Source organism: Tabrizicola sp. (assembly GCF_022842145.1).
Lineage (GTDB): Bacteria > Pseudomonadota > Alphaproteobacteria > Rhodobacterales > Rhodobacteraceae > Tabrizicola.
This window is the reverse complement of sequence record NZ_JALHQD010000001.1, coordinates 559,603-577,526: the sequence shown is the minus strand read 5'-3', so window position 1 is coordinate 577,526 and position 17,924 is coordinate 559,603. Positions and strand designations below refer to the sequence as shown.

Here is a 17,924-nt window from a genome sequence, read left to right as displayed (position 1 = left end):
GATGGCCACGAGAAGTCGGCATCGCGACAGCTCGATCATCTGGCCAGGCTTCGTCGATGCGGTGACGACGCTGCTGATGGTGCTGATGTTCGTCCTGACCATCTTCACCGTGATGCAGTCCGTGTTGCGGGAAACGATCACCACGCAGGACACCGAGCTGGATTCGCTGACTGCCCAGGTCGCACAGCTGGCCAATGCGCTGGGGCTGGAGCAGGCCAAGGCCTCGGACCTTGAAACACGGGTGGCCGAGTTGCAGTCCGGTCTTGCGGCGGCCCAGGCCGAGGGCGACCGGCAGGCGGGCCTGATCGCGTCATTGACCGCGGACCTGACCGCACGCGAGGGCGAGTTGACAGCGGCCAGGTCGCGAATCACCGATTTCGAGGCGCAGGTTGCGGCCCTGTTGGTCGAACGCGACCGGGCGCGCGGCGATGCGGAACGTCTGACCGCGTCCGTCGCCGACCTGGAGGCTGCGCAGGCCAAGCTGGTCTCGGAAGGGGAGGCGATGGCATTGGCGCTGGCCAAGGCGCGCGACGAGGTGGATGCGACGGCCGAGGCCGCGCGTCTTGCCGCCGCCCGCCGCGATGCGCTGGAGGCGCTCTTGGCGCAGGAGAAGGCCAAGGGTGCCGCGGATGCAGCGGCGCTTGCGACGGCACAGGCGGAGGTGACCGAAGCCGAGGCGGCGCGGCTGGCCGATGCGGCTGCGCTGCAGGCCCTGCGCGACCGGTTGGCCAATGCGGACACCGAGTTGACGGCGATGACGCTGGCCCTGGAAGAAGAGCGGAAGCGGGCGGAAGAGACGCTGACCTTGCTGGCGGCCTCGCGGACCGAGGCAGCGAAGGGCGCGACCGCCAAGGATGCGGCACTTTCGGCGGCTGAAACGGCGCTGCTGGCGGAACAGGAGAAGGTGCTGGCCGCCGCGCGGGAGGTGGAGCTTCTGAACCAGCAGGTCGCGGCGCTGCGCAGCCAGTTGGGCAGCCTGCAGGCGCTGCTGGACGACTCGCAGGCCCGCGACGAGGCGGCGAAGGTGCAGCTGGAAAGCTTGGGGAAGGACCTGAACGCGGCCCTGGCCCAGGTGGCGGCTGAGCAGCGGAAGCGGGCCGATCTGGAAGCGGCCCAGGCGGTGCGGCTGGCCGAGGAGAACCGCGACCTGGCCCGGTTCCGGTCCGAATTCTTCGGCCAGTTGTCGAACCTTCTGGAAGGCCGCGAAGGGGTGCGGGTGGTCGGGGACCGCTTCGTGTTCTCCTCCGAGGTGCTGTTCAACCCGGGGTCGGCGGATCTGGCCTTCGAGGGGCGGCTGCAGATTGCCGGGGTGGTCAGCATCCTGGACGAGGTTCGCGCCGAGATCCCGGAGGGGATCGACTGGATCATCCGGGTCGATGGTCACACCGACGACGTGCCGGTCAACCCGGGCGCGGCCTTCGCCGACAATTGGGAACTGAGCCAGGCGCGGGCGCTGTCGGTGGTGCGCTTCATGCAGGACGAGCTGGGCTTTCCGCCGGACCGGATGGCGGCGACTGGGTTCGGGGAATACCGGCCCGTGGCGGTCGGAGGCGACGAAGTATCGCGCGCGCTGAACCGGCGGATCGAGTTGAAACTGACCGAGCGGTAGGTGCGGTCGGTCCACGGTGGACAGGTGCCATCCTTTTCAAGGGCTTCCGCGGGCGAGGGTTTTGTAACCTTGGGACGGCTCCTCGTGCGACTTCGTCTTCTCGTCGCGGAGGGTGCCGCGACCACAAGACGTCGCAAGGGGAAGTGCCTCCGGCGGGGATATTTGGGCAAAGATGAAAGGCCAGCATCGCGATTGGTCGGGACCGCATAGGAAAGCCCCCGCCGGTGAGGGCGGGGGCTTTGCTGTCTTGTGATGCCTTACTCGGCGGTCAGAAGCGGGGGCTTCTGGCCGGTGAGGCGCGGCTTGGCGGGTTCTTCGATATCGAGGACGATGGCGTCATCCTTGGTCTTGACCTTCACCACGCCGCCTTTGACGAGCTTGCCGAACAGAAGCTCTTCGGCAAGGGGCTTCTTGATGTACTCCTGGATCACACGGCCCAAGGGACGCGCACCCATCTTCTCGTCGTAGCCCTTTTCACCGAGCCAGGCGGCAGCCTCCGGCGACAGCTCGATGTGGACGTTGCGGTCCATCAGCTGGGCTTCGAGTTGCAGCACGAACTTCTCGACCACCTGCATGATGACTTCCTTGCCCAAGGGGGCGAAGTTGATCACGGCGTCCAGACGGTTGCGGAATTCGGGCGTAAAAGTCCGCTCGATCGCGGCGGTATCTTCCCCGGTGCGGCGTTCGCGGCCAAAGCCGATGGCGGATTGCGACTGCTCCCGCGCGCCCGCGTTCGAGGTCATGATCAGGATCACGTTGCGGAAGTCCACCGTCCGGCCATTGTGGTCGGTCAGCTTGCCGTGGTCCATCACCTGCAGCAGGATGTTGTAGACATCCGGGTGCGCCTTTTCCATTTCGTCCAGGAGAAGGACGCAATGCGGATGCTGGTCCACGCCGTCGGTCAGCATGCCGCCCTGATCAAAGCCGACATAGCCCGGAGGCGCGCCGATAAGACGGGAAACGGCGTGCTTTTCCATGTATTCCGACATGTCGAAGCGGATCAGTTCCACGCCAAGGGACGAAGCGAGCTGCTTTGCCACCTCGGTCTTGCCGACGCCCGTAGGCCCGGCGAAGAGGTAGTTTCCGATGGGCTTTTCCGGTTCGCGCAGGCCGGCACGCGCCAGCTTGATGGCCGAGCAGAGCGCGGTGACCGCCTTGTCCTGACCGAAGACCACGCGCTTGAGCGTCTTTTCCAGATCGCGCAGGGTTTCCGCGTCGTCCTTCGACACGGTCTTCGGGGGAATGCGGGCGATCTTGGCGACCACAGCCTCGATCTCTTTCACGCCCAGCGATTTCCGGCGCTTGGCGTCGGACAGAAGATGCTGTGCGGCCCCAGCTTCGTCGATCACGTCGATCGCCGAGTCCGGCAGCTTGCGGTCGTGGATGTAGCGCGCGGCCAGTTCCACCGCCGACTTGATCGCGTCGTTGGTGTATTTCAGGTCGTGGTGTTCTTCGAAATGCGGTTTCAGACCCATCAGGATCTTGATCGCATCCGGGACTGAAGGCTCGTTCACGTCGATCTTCTGGAAGCGACGGGAAAGCGCCCGGTCCTTTTCGAAGTGCTGACGGAATTCCTTGTAGGTGGTGGACCCCATGCAGCGCAGCTTGCCGCCCTGCAGCGCGGGTTTCAGAAGGTTGGACGCATCCATCGCGCCGCCACTGGTCGCGCCGGCGCCGATCACGGTGTGGATCTCGTCGATGAAGAGGATCGCGTCGGGATGGTCTTCAAGTTCCTTGACGACCTGCTTCAACCGTTCCTCGAAGTCGCCGCGATAGCGGGTGCCAGCCAGAAGCGCGCCCATGTCGAGGCTGAAGATCGTGGCCTTGGAGAGAACCTCGGGCGTCTCGCCGTTGACGATCTTGCGGGCGAGACCTTCGGCGATGGCGGTCTTGCCGACGCCGGGGTCGCCCACCAGAAGCGGGTTGTTCTTGCGGCGGCGGCAGAGGACCTGGATCGCACGCTCCACCTCGGGCTCGCGGCCGATGAGGGGGTCGACGTCGCCCTTGCGGGCCTTCACGTTCAGGTCGACGCAGTATTTCGACAGCGCCGATTCCTTGGCTTCGCCAGCCTCGGCCTTGGGCGTCTCATGCGGTTCGTCCGCGCCCTGAACGGGGCGGGCTTCGCCGTAGGACGGGTCCTTCGCCACGCCATGCGCGATGAAGTTGACCGCGTCGTAGCGGGTCATGTCCTGTTCCTGCAGGAAGTAGGCGGCGTTGGATTCCCGTTCGGCAAAGATCGCGACCAGGACGTTCGCGCCGGTCACTTCGGTGCGGCCCGAGGACTGGACGTGGATCGCCGCGCGCTGGATCACGCGCTGGAAAGCGGCGGTGGGGACGGCTTCGCTGCCTTCGACATCGGTCACCAGCGTCGACAGGTCGTCGTCGATGAAGTCGGTCAGGGTCTTGCGAAGGTCTTCCAGATTTACGGCGCAGGCCTTCATCACGCGGGCTGCGTCGGGTTCTTCGATCAGGGCCAGCAGAAGATGCTCCAGCGTGGCGAGTTCATGACGGCGCGAGTTGGCCAGGGCCAGAGCGCTGTGGATTGCCTGTTCAAGCGTGGTCGAAAACGATGGCACTTCAGTGCTCCTGTCCTGCAGGTCAGCCGGGCGCCCGGGCCCGATACTGACCGTGGCCTCATAAGCTTAAAGTTCGGTTTTCTTCACCGCACTTCAAGCGCAATCTTCCAGATTTTGGGGTTTCCCCCGGATCATCACGCCGATTGTGATATGAGAGGGTCAGAACTTGTCTTTTCTGGCCCGGATTTCGGCAAACACGGTGACATCATCGGCATCTGGCAGGCCGACTGCTGTCTTCAGGGCGGGCAGGTGGGCCCGCAGATAGGGGTTCGTCGCCAGCTCGGTCGCAAGCGACGAAGGCACGGTGGGACGGCCTTGGGCGCGGAAGGATGCGACCTCGGCAGCGCGTGAGATAAGCTGCGGATTGTCGGGTTCAAGGGTCAAAGCGAAGCGCAGGTTCGAGGTGGTGTATTCGTGGCCCGAACAGACCAGGGTCTCGGGCGGAAGCTGGGCGAGTTTCGCGAGGCTTGCGTGCATCTGGCGGGCGGTGCCTTCGAAGAGCCGCCCGCAGCCGCCGGCCATCAGGCTGTCGGCGGTGAACAGAAGGCGGCTTTCGGGAAAGTGGAAGGCGATGTGGCCGATGGTGTGACCGGGGACCTCGATCACGCGGGCGGTCTCGCGGCCGACCGAGAAGCTGCAGTTGGCGTCCAGTGCAACGTCGAGCCGGGGCAGGCGGTGGGCGTCGGCGCTGGCGCCAAGGACCATCGCGCCGGTCCGGGCGCGCAGGGCGTCGACGCCCTGGATGTGATCATCGTGGTGATGGGTGATCAGGATGTCGGTCAGTCGCCAGTGGTGGGCGTCCAGAGCGGCGAGGACCGGGCCCGGCTCGGGCACGTCGATGACGGCGGTCTGGCCGGTGTCGGGGTCGTGGATGAGGTAGGCGTAGTTGTCGGTGAGACAGGGGATGGTGACGAGGTCCAGCATTCAGTTGCCCTCCAGAAGGGTCGGGCCGAGGGGATGCCCCAGCCAGTGCGGGCGGTCAGGCCACCAGTGGATGTGATCGGGGGCCGGGAAGGCGGGATCGGCAAAGCCGCCGACGGCGATGCCGATGGTGCCGCGCAGGTAGTCGCCAGAGCGGAAGAAGCGCCCGCCACCGCAGGTTGGGCAGAAGCAGGCAGTGCGGGTGGGGTCTTCCGGCGTGCTGTAGGTCCAGGTGGTGAAGGGGCCGTCGATGCGGACCCCGGTCTCGGCGAACCAGGCCGAGAGTTTCATCACGCTGCCGGTGCTGCGCTGGCAGCGGGTGCAGGTGCAGCCGTGCACATGGACCGGATCGCCGGTGACATGAAGGCTCAGCGCCCCGCATTCGCAGGAGGCCACTCGTTCGGCTGGCGGAGCGGTTTCGGGCATGGTCTGGGGCTGCAATGTGCGTATGATCCGGCCAATCTGACCCCGGCGGAGCCGCTGTGCAATGCATCTTGATGTGCTGGACCTGAGGAATTTCTACTACCGTACCCAGCTGGGCCGTGTGGCGCAGCGGGCGATCCGGGATCAGGTCGTGCGGCTGTGGCCTTCGAAGACTGGCGAGACGGTGGCGGGGTTTGGCTTCGCGGTGCCCTTGCTGCGGCCCTATCTGACCGAGGCGCGGCGGGTCGTGGGGCTGATGCCGGGGCCGCAGGGCGTGATGCCCTGGCCGGCGGGCATGGAGAATGTGAGCGTTCTTTGCGAGGATACGGCATGGCCGCTGCCGACGGGTCTTGTTGACCGGCTTGTGCTGATGCACGGGCTGGAGACCTCCGAAAATCCCTCGGCGGTGCTGGAGGAGTCCGCCCGGGTGCTGGGGCCGGGGGGGCGTGCCCTGTTCATCGTGCCGAACCGGGCGGGGTTGTGGTCCAGGCGCGATGCGACGCCTTTCGGCTTTGGGCGGCCGTATTCGGTGGCGCAGCTGGAGGCGCAGCTGAAGCGCCACGGGTTCACGCCGGAGCGCAGCTGCTCGGTCCTTTTCGCCCCGCCGTCCAGCACGCCGTTCTGGCTGCGCTCGGCCGATTTCTGGGAGGGGGTCGGGCGGCGGATGCCCTGGCTTGCGGGTGGCGTGCTGATGGTCGAGGCGTCAAAGCAGGTCTATGCGCCGACCCAGGGCGGGCTGCGGGCGGCGGTGAAGAAACCGCTGCGGGTGCTGGAGGGGGTGGGCAGCGCGAAACCGGCGTTGAACCGCGCGAAATGTGGGGACATTGGCGACTGACGGCTTGCACGGGTGATCCGTGCCGGACGGTGGGCGGATCGCCCACCATGCGCCGGTCGGCGACGGGCGGGGGAACGGCCAAGCGGACTCGAGGGCGGCCGCGCAGGCAGATGATCCGGAGCGCAGGGGTAGGGTGGGCGATCCGCCCACCCCTAGATCACCCGGACCTGGGTGCCGACGGGGCACAGTTCGAACAGCTGCGCGATGTTCTCGTTGAAAAGACCGATGCAGCCGTCCGAGGACCGTCGGCCGATCTTCCGCGTGTCGTGGGTGCCGTGTATGATGTAGGCGGGCCAGGACAGATACATCGCGTGGGTACCCAAGGGGTTTTCAGGTCCGGGGCCGATGGGTTTCCAGTCCGGGTAGCGTTCCATCTGCGAGGCGGTGGGGGTCCAGCTGGGGCCGACCTTCTTGCGGACGATCTCGGTAAAGCCGCGCTTGGTCAGCTCGTCGGAAATCGGGACCGAGGTCGGGAAGATGCGGTAATCCGCGCCATCCGCGCTCCAGAAGTGCAGGGCGCGCGATGTGGTGTCGGCGACAATGGTGGCGCGGCCCAGGTTCGGGAAATGGTCGCGCCAGTCCTGCATGGCGAAGCTGGAGATGTTGTTGCTGACGGCGTGCGTGTCGGCGCGTGCTGCCGTGCCGAGGACGGTTGCTCCGAGGGCCGCGCCCAGAAGTCCGCGTCGGGAGATGGTCATGTTGCTGGCCTTTCGCTGTCTCGGTTGGGACGCACCCTCCGGGCTGAAGGCGATAGGGTCAAGCGACGGGAGGCGCGTCTGACGCCTATGTGAGCCGATGTGAAAGCGCCGAATCTGGGCGGTCCGTTTCTGGGACGCGGTCTTTTCGTCCCGGTTTCCGATCAAGATCGCATGATGAGGAAACGCCGCGGCCAAGTATGTCAGGCGCCACCTTCGCTGTGTTTGCGCCAACAGCGACAATCTGGCTTGTCCGCGGGCTCAAGAAACCGTGTGCAACCCGGTTGCGGGGTGGGAAAGCCTCTGCTAAGGACCCCGCGACGGATGGTGCCGCCCAGACGATTGTCGAGGTATGCGCCAAAGGGACGCCCGGTTCGCAAGAGCCCGGGGCACAGGACAGCGGAAGGGTTGACGTGTCAGAACCAGCTTCGATCTCTCTGGGCATCGCCGCGCGCTACGCGTCGGCCTTGTTCGATCTGGCAAAGGAAAGCGGCGCGCTGCAGGCCCTGGAGTCTGACGCGACGGCGCTGTCCGAGACTCTTGCCGCCAGTGCAGAGCTTCGGGACGTGATCGCCTCGCCGGTGGTCAGCCGGGACGACCAGGGCCGGGTCATCGCCGCGATTGCCGCCAAGCTTGGCCTGAGCATGCTGATGTCGAACACTCTGGCGCTGATGTCGGACAAGCGCCGCCTTTTCGTGCTGCCGCAACTGGTCACCCAGCTTGCCGACATGATCGCCGAGGAGAAGGGCGAAATGACCGCCGAGGTCACCGCCGCGCGCGCCCTGTCGGCCGCACAATCGAACAAGCTTGCCGAGACGCTGAAAGCCCGCGTCGGCAAGACCGTGAAACTGAAAACGACCGTCGATGAATCCCTTATCGGCGGTCTGGTCGTCAAGCTGGGCTCGACCATGATCGACACTTCGGTCAAGGCAAAGCTCGCGGCCCTGCAAAATGCAATGAAAGAGGTTGGGTGATGGGAATCCAGGCTGCTGAAATCTCTGCGATCCTCAAGGAGCAGATCAAGAACTTCGGCAAGGATGCGGAAGTGGCCGAAGTTGGCCGCGTGCTGTCGGTTGGTGACGGGATTGCCCGCGTCCACGGGCTGGACAACGTCCAGGCCGGCGAGATGGTGGAATTCCCCGGCGGTATCCGCGGGATGGCGCTGAACCTTGAAGTCGACAACGTCGGTATCGTTATCTTCGGGTCCGACCAGGACATCAAGGAAGGCGACACCGTCAAGCGCACCAAGTCCATCGTGGACGTGCCGGCCGGCAACGCCCTTCTGGGCCGCGTCGTCGACGCTCTGGGCAACCCGATCGACGCCAAGGGCCCGATCGCCGCGACCGAGCGCCGCATCGCCGACGTGAAGGCTCCGGGCATCATCCCGCGCAAATCGGTGCACGAGCCGATGGCGACCGGCCTCAAGGCCATCGACGCCATGATCCCGGTTGGCCGCGGCCAGCGCGAACTGATCATCGGCGACCGCCAGACCGGCAAGACCGCCGTGGCACTGGACACGATCCTGAACCAGAAGGCCTACAACGACGCCGCCGGTTCGGACGAATCGAAGAAGCTGTACTGCATCTACGTCGCCATCGGGCAGAAGCGGTCGACGGTCGCCCAGCTGGTGAAGAAGCTGCAGGAAACCGGCGCGGACGCCTATACCATCGTCGTCGCTGCCACCGCTTCGGACCCAGCCCCGATGCAGTTCCTGGCGCCCTATTCGGCGACCGCGATGGCGGAATTCTTCCGCGACAACGGCCGCCATGCGCTGATCATCTATGATGACCTTTCCAAGCAGGCCGTCGCCTACCGCCAGATGTCGCTTCTTCTGCGCCGTCCGCCGGGGCGTGAAGCCTATCCGGGCGACGTGTTCTACCTGCACTCGCGTCTGCTGGAGCGTTCGGCCAAGCTGAACAGCGACTTCGGTTCGGGTTCGCTGACCGCGCTGCCGATCATCGAGACCCAGGCGGGCGACGTGTCGGCCTATATCCCGACGAACGTGATCTCGATCACCGATGGCCAGATCTTCCTGGAAACGGAACTCTTCTACCAGGGCGTCCGTCCTGCCGTGAACACCGGTCTGTCGGTGTCGCGCGTGGGTTCCAGCGCCCAGACCTCGGCGATGAAGTCGGTTGCCGGCAAGGTGAAGCTGGAACTGGCGCAGTACCGCGAAATGGCGGCCTTTGCGCAGTTCGGTTCCGACCTTGACGCCTCGACCCAGCAGCTTCTGAACCGCGGCGCGCGTCTGACCGAGCTGATGAAGCAGAACCAGTACTCGCCGATGACCAACGCCGAGATCGTCGTCGTGATCTATGCGGGCACCTCGGGCTATCTGGACAAGATCGCGGTCAAGGACGTCAGCCGGTTCGAGTCGGGCCTGTTGCGCCACCTGCGGTCGGCGGGCAAGGGTTTGCTGGAGGACATCACCAAGAACGACCGCAAAGTGGCGGGCGATCTGGAGAAGGCGATCCGTGCGGAACTCGACGCTTTCGCCAAGACCTTCGGCTGAGCCTGAGAGAACAGGCAGATGCCCAGCCTCAAGGACCTCAAGAACCGGATCGGAAGCGTGAAGAACACGCGCAAGATCACGAAGGCGATGCAGATGGTCGCGGCGGCGAAACTGCGCCGCGCCCAGGAAGCTGCCGAAGCCGCACGGCCCTTTGCCGAGCGGATGACGGCGGTGATGTCGGCCCTCGCGGCCGGTGTCGGCACGGGAGAAGGCGCACCGAAGCTTCTGGCCGGAAACGGTCAGGATCAGGTGCACCTTCTGGTCGTGATGACCAGCGAACGTGGCCTTTGCGGCGGCTTCAACTCGTCGATCGTCAAGCTGGCCCGCCTGCGGGCGAACGAGCTGGTGGCGGCGGGCAAGACGGTGAAGATCCTCACCGTCGGCAAGAAGGGCCGCGAGCAGCTGAAGCGCGACTGGGCGAGCAGCTTCGTCGGCCATGTCGACCTGAGCGAGGTGAAGCGCGTGGGCTATGCCAATGCGCAGGCCGTCGCACGTGAGGTCATGGCGGCTTTCGAGGCTGGCGAAGCGGATGTGGTGACGATCTTCTACAACCGCTTCCAGTCGGTCATCAGCCAGATCCCGACGGCTCAGCAGGTCATCCCGGCCAAGTTCGAAAGCACCGGCGCCACGGCGCTGTATGATTACGAACCCTCGGAAGAGGCGATCCTTGCCGACCTGCTGCCGCGCGGCGTCGCGACGCAGATCTTCACCGCTCTCCTGGAAAATGGTGCCTCGGAGCAGGGCGCGCGGATGTCCGCCATGGACAACGCGACCCGCAACGCCGGCGACATGATCAACCGACTGACGATCCAGTACAACCGGAGCCGTCAGGCCGCGATCACCAAGGAACTCATCGAAATCATTTCGGGCGCCGAGGCGCTCTGACGAACCCGGAGTAGAAGACAATGGCAAAAGCCCCGAAAGCATCCGCAGGCGCCGGCAAGGTGACGCAGGTCATCGGCGCCGTCGTCGACGTGCAGTTCGATGGCGCGCTTCCCGCGATTTTGAACGCGCTGGAAACCACCAACAACGGCAAGCGTCTGGTCCTGGAAGTTGCCCAGCACCTGGGCGAGAACACCGTCCGCTGCATCGCGATGGACGCGACCGAAGGTCTTGTCCGCGGCGCCGTGGTTGCGGACCTTGGTCTGCCGATCTCGGTTCCGGTGGGCGACGGCACCCTTGGCCGCATCCTGAACGTCATTGGCGACCCGATCGACGAAAAGGGCCCGGTGGTCCACACTGAAAAGCGCGCCATCCACCAGCCGGCGCCGACCTTCTCGGAACAGGCGACCGACGCTCTGATTTTGGAAACCGGCATCAAGGTCATCGACCTTCTGGCCCCCTACTCCAAGGGCGGCAAGATCGGCCTCTTCGGAGGTGCGGGCGTGGGCAAGACGGTTCTCATCCAGGAGCTGATCAACAACATCGCCAAGGTGCACTCGGGCTATTCCGTGTTCGCCGGCGTGGGCGAGCGGACCCGTGAGGGCAACGACCTCTACCACGAATTCATCGAATCCGGCGTCATCAACATCGACGACCTGTCGAAGTCGAAAGTGGCGCTTGTGTACGGCCAGATGAACGAGCCTCCGGGGGCTCGTGCCCGCGTGGCGCTGACCGGCCTGACCATCGCAGAACAGTTCCGCGACCAGTCGGGAACGGACGTGCTGTTCTTCGTGGACAACATCTTCCGCTTCACCCAGGCGGGTTCGGAAGTGTCGGCTCTTCTCGGCCGTATCCCATCGGCCGTGGGCTACCAGCCGACGCTGGCGACCGACATGGGTCAGCTGCAGGAACGCATCACCTCGACCAAGGCGGGCTCGATCACCTCGGTTCAGGCCATCTACGTTCCGGCCGACGACCTTACCGACCCGGCACCGGCCGCGTCCTTCGCCCACCTTGACGCCACGACCGTTCTGTCGCGCGCCATCTCGGAACTGGGGATCTACCCGGCCGTGGACCCGCTCGACTCCACCTCCCGTATCCTTGACCCGCTGGTCGTGGGGCAGGAGCACTATGACGTCGCCCGTTCGGTGCAGGGGATGCTGCAGCGCTACAAGTCGCTGCAGGACATCATCGCCATCCTTGGCATGGACGAACTGTCGGAAGAGGACAAGCTGACCGTGGCCCGCGCCCGGAAGATCCAGCGTTTCCTGTCGCAGCCCTTCGACGTGGCGCAAGTGTTCACCGGCTCGCCCGGCGTGCAGGTGCCGCTGGAGAAGACGATCCAGTCGTTCAAGGCCGTGGTTGCAGGTGAATACGACCACCTGCCGGAAGCCGCCTTCTACATGGTCGGCGACATCGACGAAGTGAAAGCCAAGGCTGCCAAACTCGCGGCAGCTGCGGCGTAAGGGGGCAAGATGGCCAGCACGGTTCAATTCGACCTCGTCAGCCCGGAGCGGCGCCTTGCGTCCTATCCGGCGACCGAGGTCCAGATCCCCGGTGCGATGGGCGATCTGACGGCGATGGAGGGCCACGCGGCCACCATCACCTCGCTGCGGCCGGGCCTTCTGAAGGTCGTCAGCGCCGAGGGCATGAAGGCCTATGTCGTGACCGGCGGTTTCGCCGAGATCAGCGCCACGGGCGTTTCGGTCCTGGCCGAACAGGCGGTTCCGCTGGACGAGATGACCGGGGCGCAACTGGACGCGCTGGTTGCCGACGCCTGCGAGGCGGCTGCGGTCAACCCGAACAAGGACGTTGCAGACCAGGCGGTGGCCGATCTCTACGCGATGCGGGCCCAGGCCGGGATCTGACCCACGCCCAGGTTGCGAAGGAATGCAGGAAGGCCCCGGACAACCGGGGCCTTTCGTCTTTTCAATGACTTTCACCGAATTCTAAAGCATGGTTCGGTTGGGTCTGGGTGTCAGGTTACTTATGCGACGGTTCAAGGGTCCGATTGGCATCGAACAGGGGTCGACGATCCTGTTCTCGGATTACGCGCACGATGGTGCGATGTGGACAGGGTCCGGCCCCCGGGAAGTCCGACAGGCGCAGGAGTTCAGAGAGCCTTTCGTGGCCGCGCCCATCGTGACGGTGGGGATCTCGATGTGGGACATCGACCACCAGACAAACAGTCGCGCGGACATCTCGGCCGAGAACATCACCGCAAAGGGCTTCGAGATCGTGTTCCGAACCTGGGCTGACACCCGCATCGCGCGTATCCGGGCGGACTGGATGGCCATCGGCCAGGCGCGTGACGAGGACGACTGGGACGTGGCCTAGGGCTGGGGCTCGTGCCGGATCAAGCGGTTGGCGATCCAGACACCCAGCACAAAGACGGCCAGCCCCCCGACCAGGTCGATCAGGTGGTGCCCGCCATGCGAGAGGGTGGCAGGGATCATCGCGGTGTTGACGAGGGCGGCGGGCAGGAAGGCGAAGGTGCCGCGGGTGAACCAGACCACCAGAAGCGCCATGATCATGTGGTAGGACGGGAAAGCGACCACGCCCGTGATGACCTCGGGGGTGATCACCGGCGGCCCAACCTCGGCCAGGGTACGCAGATAATCGCCATAGGCGGGGCTGTAGTAGAGGCCGGTCGCCAGTCGGTGCGCTTCGGGAATCTCCTGAAAGGCCGAGGGTCCGACGCTGGGCACGACCCACCAGATCGCGACGGCGATGATCAGCGTGACGATGCCGACGAGAAGGAAACGGTGCAACGCCAGTTCGCGCGAGAGGGCGGCGAGCAGGACGATGGTCAGGAGGACCTGGATCAGCGAGGAGTGGTAGACATAGCCCAGAGCCTTCGCGGCCACCGGATAGTCGGCCAGCCACGCAATCAGGCCGGGCCAGTGATAGCCAAGCGTCTGGTCGACCTGGATCAGGATCGGGTCGATCAGCGGGTTGGCCAGCGGGAAAAGCGTGAAGATGAAGATCGACGACACCGCCGTGAAGCCGGTGAAGATCGCCACACCGACCAGCGCGAGCGCCATGCGCGGCGAGGCTTTCACATGCCGCACGTAGGCGCCTATGGCGGCAAGACCCAACGTCGCGGCGTAGCCGCCGACGAAGGGGGACCAGTTCACCTGTCTTTGCAGAACAAGGGCCAGCGCCACGGCCAAGAGCCCGACGGCCGCGATGAAGACAAGCATCTGACGCTCGGACCCCAGGAGACGGAGATAGGCGCCCGGACCTTGCGTTTCGGCTTTAGACCACATGCTGACTTGCCCCGAACCTGCAACAATCGCAGAGCTACAGGGCCATTGCGCAGACTTTATGGCAATAGAAGCGCAAATCAGAGGCTCAACTGCGCTGGTAGAGGCCTTCGTAGATCGGGACCAGGGTGTCGGTTTCGAACAGGCTGGAAACGGACATTCCGCCCCAGATGTTGAGGATGGCCTGGGCGAACATGGGTGCGGTCGGGACGATGCGGATGTTGCCTGCCGCTTTCACCTTCTCGGTCGCCTCGATGCTGTCGGTGATCACCAGCGACTTCATGACCGAGTTCTGCACGCGCTCGACCGCCGGTCCGGAAAGGACGCCGTGGGTGATGTAGCTGTGCACTTCGACAGCGCCGGCCTCCATCAGCGTTTCGGCGGCCTTGCACAGCGTGCCGGCGGTGTCGCAGATGTCGTCGACGATGATGCACTTGCGGCCCTTCACGTCGCCGATCACGGTCATCTCGGCCACTTCACCCGCCTTTTCGCGCCGCTTGTCGACGATGGCGAGGGGGGCGTTGATCCGCTTGGCAAGCTCGCGCGCGCGGGCCACGCCACCGACATCGGGCGAGACGACCATCAGGTCCTGCATCTGGCCGCGGAACTGGTGTTCGATGTCCAGCGCAAAGACCGGCGAGGCGTAGAGGTTGTCCACCGGGATGTCGAAGAAGCCCTGGATCTGCGCGGCGTGCAGGTCCAGCGTCAGCACGCGGTCGACACCCGCTTCGGCGATCATGTTCGCTACCAGTTTCGCGGTGATCGGCGTGCGGGCCTTGGCGCGGCGGTCCTGACGGGCGTATCCGAAATAGGGGATCACGGCGGTGATCCTGGAAGCAGAAGACCGACGCAGGGCGTCGGTCATGATCAGAAGCTCCATCAGGTTGTCGTTCGCCGGGTTCGAGGTCGACTGGATGATGTACATGTCCTCGCCGCGGACGTTCTCGAAGACCTCGACGAAGATTTCCTGGTCATTGAACCGCTCGACCCGGGCCTCGACGAGGCTGACGCTCATCCCCCGATGCATCGACATTCGGCGCGCGATGGACTTGGCAAGCGAAAGGTTTGCGTTCCCGGCGATGAGCTTCGGTTCGGTGACTGCGGGCATGGCGGCTCCGTGGCAGCGGATTCGGAATGCCTGTCGCTTATCACCAGCCATAGCGGTTGCAAACGTCCGCCACCGCTAAACGCGCGAATTTCATGGCATGTGCAGCAAATGGGTCAGAAGGCGTTGAGGAAACGGTCGACATCGGCTTCCGTGGTGGACCAGCTGGCGACAAGCCTGGCGCGTTCCCGGCCTTCGGGGGCGTTGAAACGGTAATAGGCGGCACCCGCCGCCTCGAGCCGGTCGTGGTGGCCGACGCCCCATTCGGGGAAAAGCATGTTGGCATCTGCCGGCGGGACATGGGCCTGACGATCCCGCAGTCCCTGCACCAGTCGCTGACCCATCGCATTGGCATGGGCGGCAAGTCGCAGCCACAGGCCGTTGGTGAGGTAGGCCTCCATCTGGGCGGAAAGGAAACGGTGCTTCGAGAAGAGATGCCCGCCGCGCTTGCGACGGAGCTCCAGCTCCCAGGCCTTGTCCGGGTTGAAGAGGACGACGCCTTCCACCCCAAGGCAGCCGTTCTTCGTGCCGCCAAGGGAAAGCACATCGATGCCGGCCTTCCAGGTCATCTCGGCCGGGGTCGCGTTGGTGGCGACCAGCGCATTGGCAAACCGCGCGCCGTCAAGGTGGCAGGGCAGGCCCTTCGCCTTTGCCATCGCGGTCAGTCCGGCGATCTCGGCGGGCGTGTAGACGGTCCCGGCCTCGGTGACGTTGGTCAGGGACAGCATCCCGCGCTGGACGCCGTGGACACCGCTTTCGCCGGTGGTGGCAAGGGCCTGGCCCAGGGTATCCGGGGTGATCTTGCCGTGCTCGCCGGGGACAAGGACCAGTTTGGCGCCAGAGTAGAACTCGGGTGCGTTGCATTCGTCTTCGGCGATGTGGGCGAGGCGGTGGCAGAAGACCGCGTCCCAGGGCTGGACATGGGTGGCGATGGCAAGCGCATTGGCGGCGGTGCCGGTCGCGACAAGGCGGACCTCGGCCTGCGGAGCCTCGAACAGCTCGCGCACCAGTTCGGTCACCCGCTCCATCGCGGCGTCGGAGCCATAGCTGCGCTCATAGCCCTCGTTGGCCTTGAGGATCGCGGCCATGACCTCGGGGGCCGCGCCGGAGGTGTTGTCGGAAGCAAAGCGCATCAGGGGGTTTCCTCGATCAGATAATCTTCCCAGTCATCCTCGGGGACGTCGAGTTCGGACAGGGTGAGTCCCTTGATGGACTGTTCGGCAGTATGCGTGCTGTTGGGATCGCCGGTCAGCAAGGGGTGCCAGTCCGGCAGTCGCTTCTTGTGGAACAGCAGCTTGTAGGCGCAGGTCGAGGGCATCCAGTAGGCGATCTTCGGCAGGGTCTTGGGCGTCAGGACCACGCACTCCGGCACGTGCATCTTCCGATTCGGGTAATCCATGCATTGACAGGTGTCGCCGTCGAACAGGCGGCAGGCGACGCGCGTGTAGGCGACTTCGCCGGTGTCCTCATACTCCAGCTTGTTCAGGCAGCACTTGCCGCAGCCGTCGCACAGGGCCTCCCATTCGGCTTGCGTCATCTTGGTCAGGGGAACGGTTTCCCAGAAGCGGGGGCGGAGTTGGGTCATGCGGCCAACCTGGGGCGGCAAGCCGGAAAAGGGAAGGGGCTACAGCGCGGCAAGGATCGAGCGGGCGCGGGCGCTGTCGGCGTCCATCTGGGTGATCAGCGCGGGAAGGCCGTCGAACTTCAACTCGGGACGGAGGTAGTCGACCAGAGCGATCGACAGGTGCTGGCCGTAAAGGTCGCCCTTGAAGTCGAAGAGGAAGGTTTCAAGGTTCGGGCGGTTTTCGCCGAACATTGGTCGGACGCCAAGGCTGGCTACGCCGTGGTGGCTGCCCTTGTGGGGGCCGGTCAGGATATCGACCAGCACGGCGTAGACCCCGATCCTGGGCAGGTGCAGGCCATCGACGGACATGTTGGCGGTGGGATAGCCAAGTTCGCGCCCCCGCTTTTCGCCATGCAGGACCTCGCCCTCGATCCGGTGCCAATGGCCCAGCATCGCGGCGGCGTCGCGCGGGCGGCCATCGGTCAAGGCTCGGCGAATGTTGGTCGAGGAAATCTCGGTGCCGTTGTCGGCGACGAGGGGGGCGATTGTGGTGCGGATTCCTCTTTGCGTGCAGAAGTTTGCAAGGTCGTCCGCGTTGCCCGAGCGCCCCTTGCCGAAGCAGAAGTCGGCGCCAACCACGACGTGGCTGATGCCGAGGCCCTGGTGGAGGACGTCGGTGACGAAGGCATCGGGGGTCAGGCCGGCAAGGGTTGCGTCGAAGGGAAGCTGGTAGAGGTGCTGGACCCCAAGACGGGCCAGGCGGTTGGCGCGGGCTTCGGCATTCATCAGGCGGAAGGCCGGGCTTGTGGGCGCGAAGAACTGGCGCGGGTGCGGCTCGAAGGTGATGATGCCAAGGGGTGCAGTGCCGCGGGCAAGGTCGATCACCGATTGGTGGCCACGATGCACGCCGTCGAAATTGCCCATCGCGACGGAGGCGCCGCGGGCCTGCACGGGTAGGCCCTGCCAGTGAAAGTGCTGCTGCATCCTGCCCTTTGCGGGCCCCAGAGTGCCCGTATACCGTCAGTCGAACTTGCGGCTGGGCGCCAGAACCAGCGCTTCACCCTTCAGGACAACGGTTTTACCCACCGAGGCCAAGGTTTCAAGGGTCACCCTGCGCTTTGCGTGATCGATAGCGGTCACGGTGACCTCGGCCCGGACCATGTCGCCGGGTCGGACGGGGGCCATGAACTTCAGACTTTGGCCAAGATAGACGGTGCCGTGGCCCGGAAGCTGTTCGCCGATGACGGCGGAGATGAGGCCAGCGGTGAGCATGCCGTGGGCGATCCGGCCCTCAAAAATGGTGTCCTGGGCGTATTGTTCATCCAGGTGGACGGGGTTCCGGTCGGTGGAGACTTCGGCAAAAAGCTCGATATCCCGGTCGGTTACCACCTTCATGAGGTGGCGGGACATGCCGATTTCGATGTCTTCGATGCAGATCGTGCCGCGCGGCATGTTGTCGAGCATTGGGTTCGAATCCCTTCCGGTCATCGCGTGACACTAGCACATGCTGCGATGCAGCACAATCCGTCGCGCAAT

At 65.0% G+C, this 17,924-nt stretch carries 18 protein-coding genes; 8 read left to right on the top strand and 10 right to left on the bottom strand.

Annotation, left to right across the window (positions count from 1 at the left end; translation table 11 throughout):
* The first annotated feature begins 1 nt into the window (after position 1).
* Positions 2-1,609 (top strand): peptidoglycan -binding protein, encoded by a 1,608-nt coding sequence (locus Q0C42_RS03005; protein WP_295071742.1) that lies wholly within the window; start codon positions 2-4, stop codon positions 1,607-1,609.
* Positions 1,610-1,866: 257 nt separating this feature from the next.
* On the opposite strand, the gene clpA is transcribed toward Q0C42_RS03005, so the two are convergent.
* From clpA to Q0C42_RS02990, 3 genes are all read right to left on the bottom strand, one after another.
* Entirely contained in the window at positions 1,867-4,185 is a 2,319-nt protein-coding gene (gene clpA / locus Q0C42_RS03000) for an ATP-dependent Clp protease ATP-binding subunit ClpA (RefSeq protein ID WP_295071739.1), read from the bottom strand.
* Positions 4,186-4,344: 159 nt separating this feature from the next.
* Complete coding sequence (gene gloB, locus Q0C42_RS02995; RefSeq protein WP_295071737.1) at positions 4,345-5,109, bottom strand: hydroxyacylglutathione hydrolase; 765 nt, start codon at positions 5,107-5,109, stop codon at positions 4,345-4,347.
* A complete protein-coding gene (locus tag Q0C42_RS02990; RefSeq protein ID WP_295071734.1) occupies positions 5,110-5,532 on the bottom strand; it encodes a GFA family protein in 423 nt (140 codons plus the stop codon).
* A gap of 61 nt (positions 5,533-5,593) precedes the next feature.
* On the opposite strand from Q0C42_RS02990, the gene Q0C42_RS02985 reads away from it, so the two are divergent.
* Positions 5,594-6,364 (top strand): methyltransferase domain-containing protein, encoded by a 771-nt coding sequence (locus tag Q0C42_RS02985; RefSeq protein ID WP_295071732.1) that lies wholly within the window; start codon positions 5,594-5,596, stop codon positions 6,362-6,364.
* A gap of 152 nt (positions 6,365-6,516) precedes the next feature.
* On the opposite strand, the gene Q0C42_RS02980 is transcribed toward Q0C42_RS02985, so the two are convergent.
* On the bottom strand, positions 6,517-7,062 hold the full coding sequence (locus Q0C42_RS02980) for a L,D-transpeptidase (RefSeq protein WP_295071729.1): 546 nt from the start codon (positions 7,060-7,062) through the stop codon (positions 6,517-6,519).
* Between the two features lie 410 nt (positions 7,063-7,472).
* Here Q0C42_RS02980 and Q0C42_RS02975 point away from each other — a divergent pair, with 410 nt between their 5' ends.
* The 6 genes from Q0C42_RS02975 to Q0C42_RS02950 all read left to right on the top strand — a co-directional run bounded on the left by Q0C42_RS02975 (position 7,473) and on the right by Q0C42_RS02950 (position 12,790).
* The gene (locus Q0C42_RS02975; protein WP_295071727.1) at positions 7,473-8,033 is read left to right on the top strand and encodes a F0F1 ATP synthase subunit delta; all 561 of its coding nucleotides are present in this window, start codon (positions 7,473-7,475) and stop codon (positions 8,031-8,033) included.
* Positions 8,033-9,571, top strand: a complete 1,539-nt coding sequence (atpA, locus tag Q0C42_RS02970; protein ID WP_295071724.1) for a F0F1 ATP synthase subunit alpha — start codon at positions 8,033-8,035, stop codon at positions 9,569-9,571. The genes Q0C42_RS02975 and atpA overlap by 1 nt, the downstream gene beginning before the upstream one ends.
* Before the next feature lie 18 nt (positions 9,572-9,589).
* Positions 9,590-10,456 carry a F0F1 ATP synthase subunit gamma gene (locus tag Q0C42_RS02965; RefSeq protein ID WP_295071722.1) on the top strand — a complete coding sequence of 289 codons (867 nt, stop codon included), beginning with the start codon at positions 9,590-9,592 and terminating at the stop codon, positions 10,454-10,456.
* A gap of 20 nt (positions 10,457-10,476) precedes the next feature.
* The gene (atpD, locus tag Q0C42_RS02960; RefSeq protein ID WP_295071720.1) at positions 10,477-11,919 is read left to right on the top strand and encodes a F0F1 ATP synthase subunit beta; all 1,443 of its coding nucleotides are present in this window, start codon (positions 10,477-10,479) and stop codon (positions 11,917-11,919) included.
* Positions 11,920-11,928: 9 nt separating this feature from the next.
* Positions 11,929-12,321 carry a F0F1 ATP synthase subunit epsilon gene (locus tag Q0C42_RS02955; protein ID WP_295071717.1) on the top strand — a complete coding sequence of 131 codons (393 nt, stop codon included), beginning with the start codon at positions 11,929-11,931 and terminating at the stop codon, positions 12,319-12,321.
* 121 nt (positions 12,322-12,442) lie between these two features.
* The gene (locus Q0C42_RS02950) at positions 12,443-12,790 is read left to right on the top strand and encodes an H-type lectin domain-containing protein (protein ID WP_295071715.1); all 348 of its coding nucleotides are present in this window, start codon (positions 12,443-12,445) and stop codon (positions 12,788-12,790) included.
* Here Q0C42_RS02950 and Q0C42_RS02945 read toward each other — a convergent pair.
* From Q0C42_RS02945 to Q0C42_RS02920, 6 genes are all read right to left on the bottom strand, one after another.
* The gene (locus Q0C42_RS02945; protein WP_295071713.1) at positions 12,787-13,656 is read right to left on the bottom strand and encodes a phosphatase PAP2 family protein; all 870 of its coding nucleotides are present in this window, start codon (positions 13,654-13,656) and stop codon (positions 12,787-12,789) included. The two genes, Q0C42_RS02950 and Q0C42_RS02945, sit on opposite strands and share 4 nt — an antisense overlap.
* A 151-nt stretch (positions 13,657-13,807) precedes the next feature.
* On the bottom strand, positions 13,808-14,827 hold the full coding sequence (locus Q0C42_RS02940) for a ribose-phosphate pyrophosphokinase (RefSeq protein ID WP_295071711.1): 1,020 nt from the start codon (positions 14,825-14,827) through the stop codon (positions 13,808-13,810).
* Positions 14,828-14,940: 113 nt separating this feature from the next.
* Positions 14,941-15,957 carry a low specificity L-threonine aldolase gene (locus Q0C42_RS02935; protein ID WP_295071708.1) on the bottom strand — a complete coding sequence of 339 codons (1,017 nt, stop codon included), beginning with the start codon at positions 15,955-15,957 and terminating at the stop codon, positions 14,941-14,943.
* Positions 15,957-16,409, bottom strand: a complete 453-nt coding sequence (locus Q0C42_RS02930) for a YcgN family cysteine cluster protein (RefSeq protein ID WP_295071705.1) — start codon at positions 16,407-16,409, stop codon at positions 15,957-15,959. Before Q0C42_RS02930 ends, Q0C42_RS02935 begins: the two co-directional genes overlap by 1 nt.
* A gap of 39 nt (positions 16,410-16,448) precedes the next feature.
* Positions 16,449-17,372, bottom strand: a complete 924-nt coding sequence (locus tag Q0C42_RS02925; protein WP_295071703.1) for a bifunctional riboflavin kinase/FAD synthetase — start codon at positions 17,370-17,372, stop codon at positions 16,449-16,451.
* 36 nt (positions 17,373-17,408) lie between these two features.
* Entirely contained in the window at positions 17,409-17,852 is a 444-nt protein-coding gene (locus Q0C42_RS02920; RefSeq protein ID WP_295072816.1) for a MaoC family dehydratase, read from the bottom strand.
* Positions 17,853-17,924 lie beyond the last annotated feature (72 nt).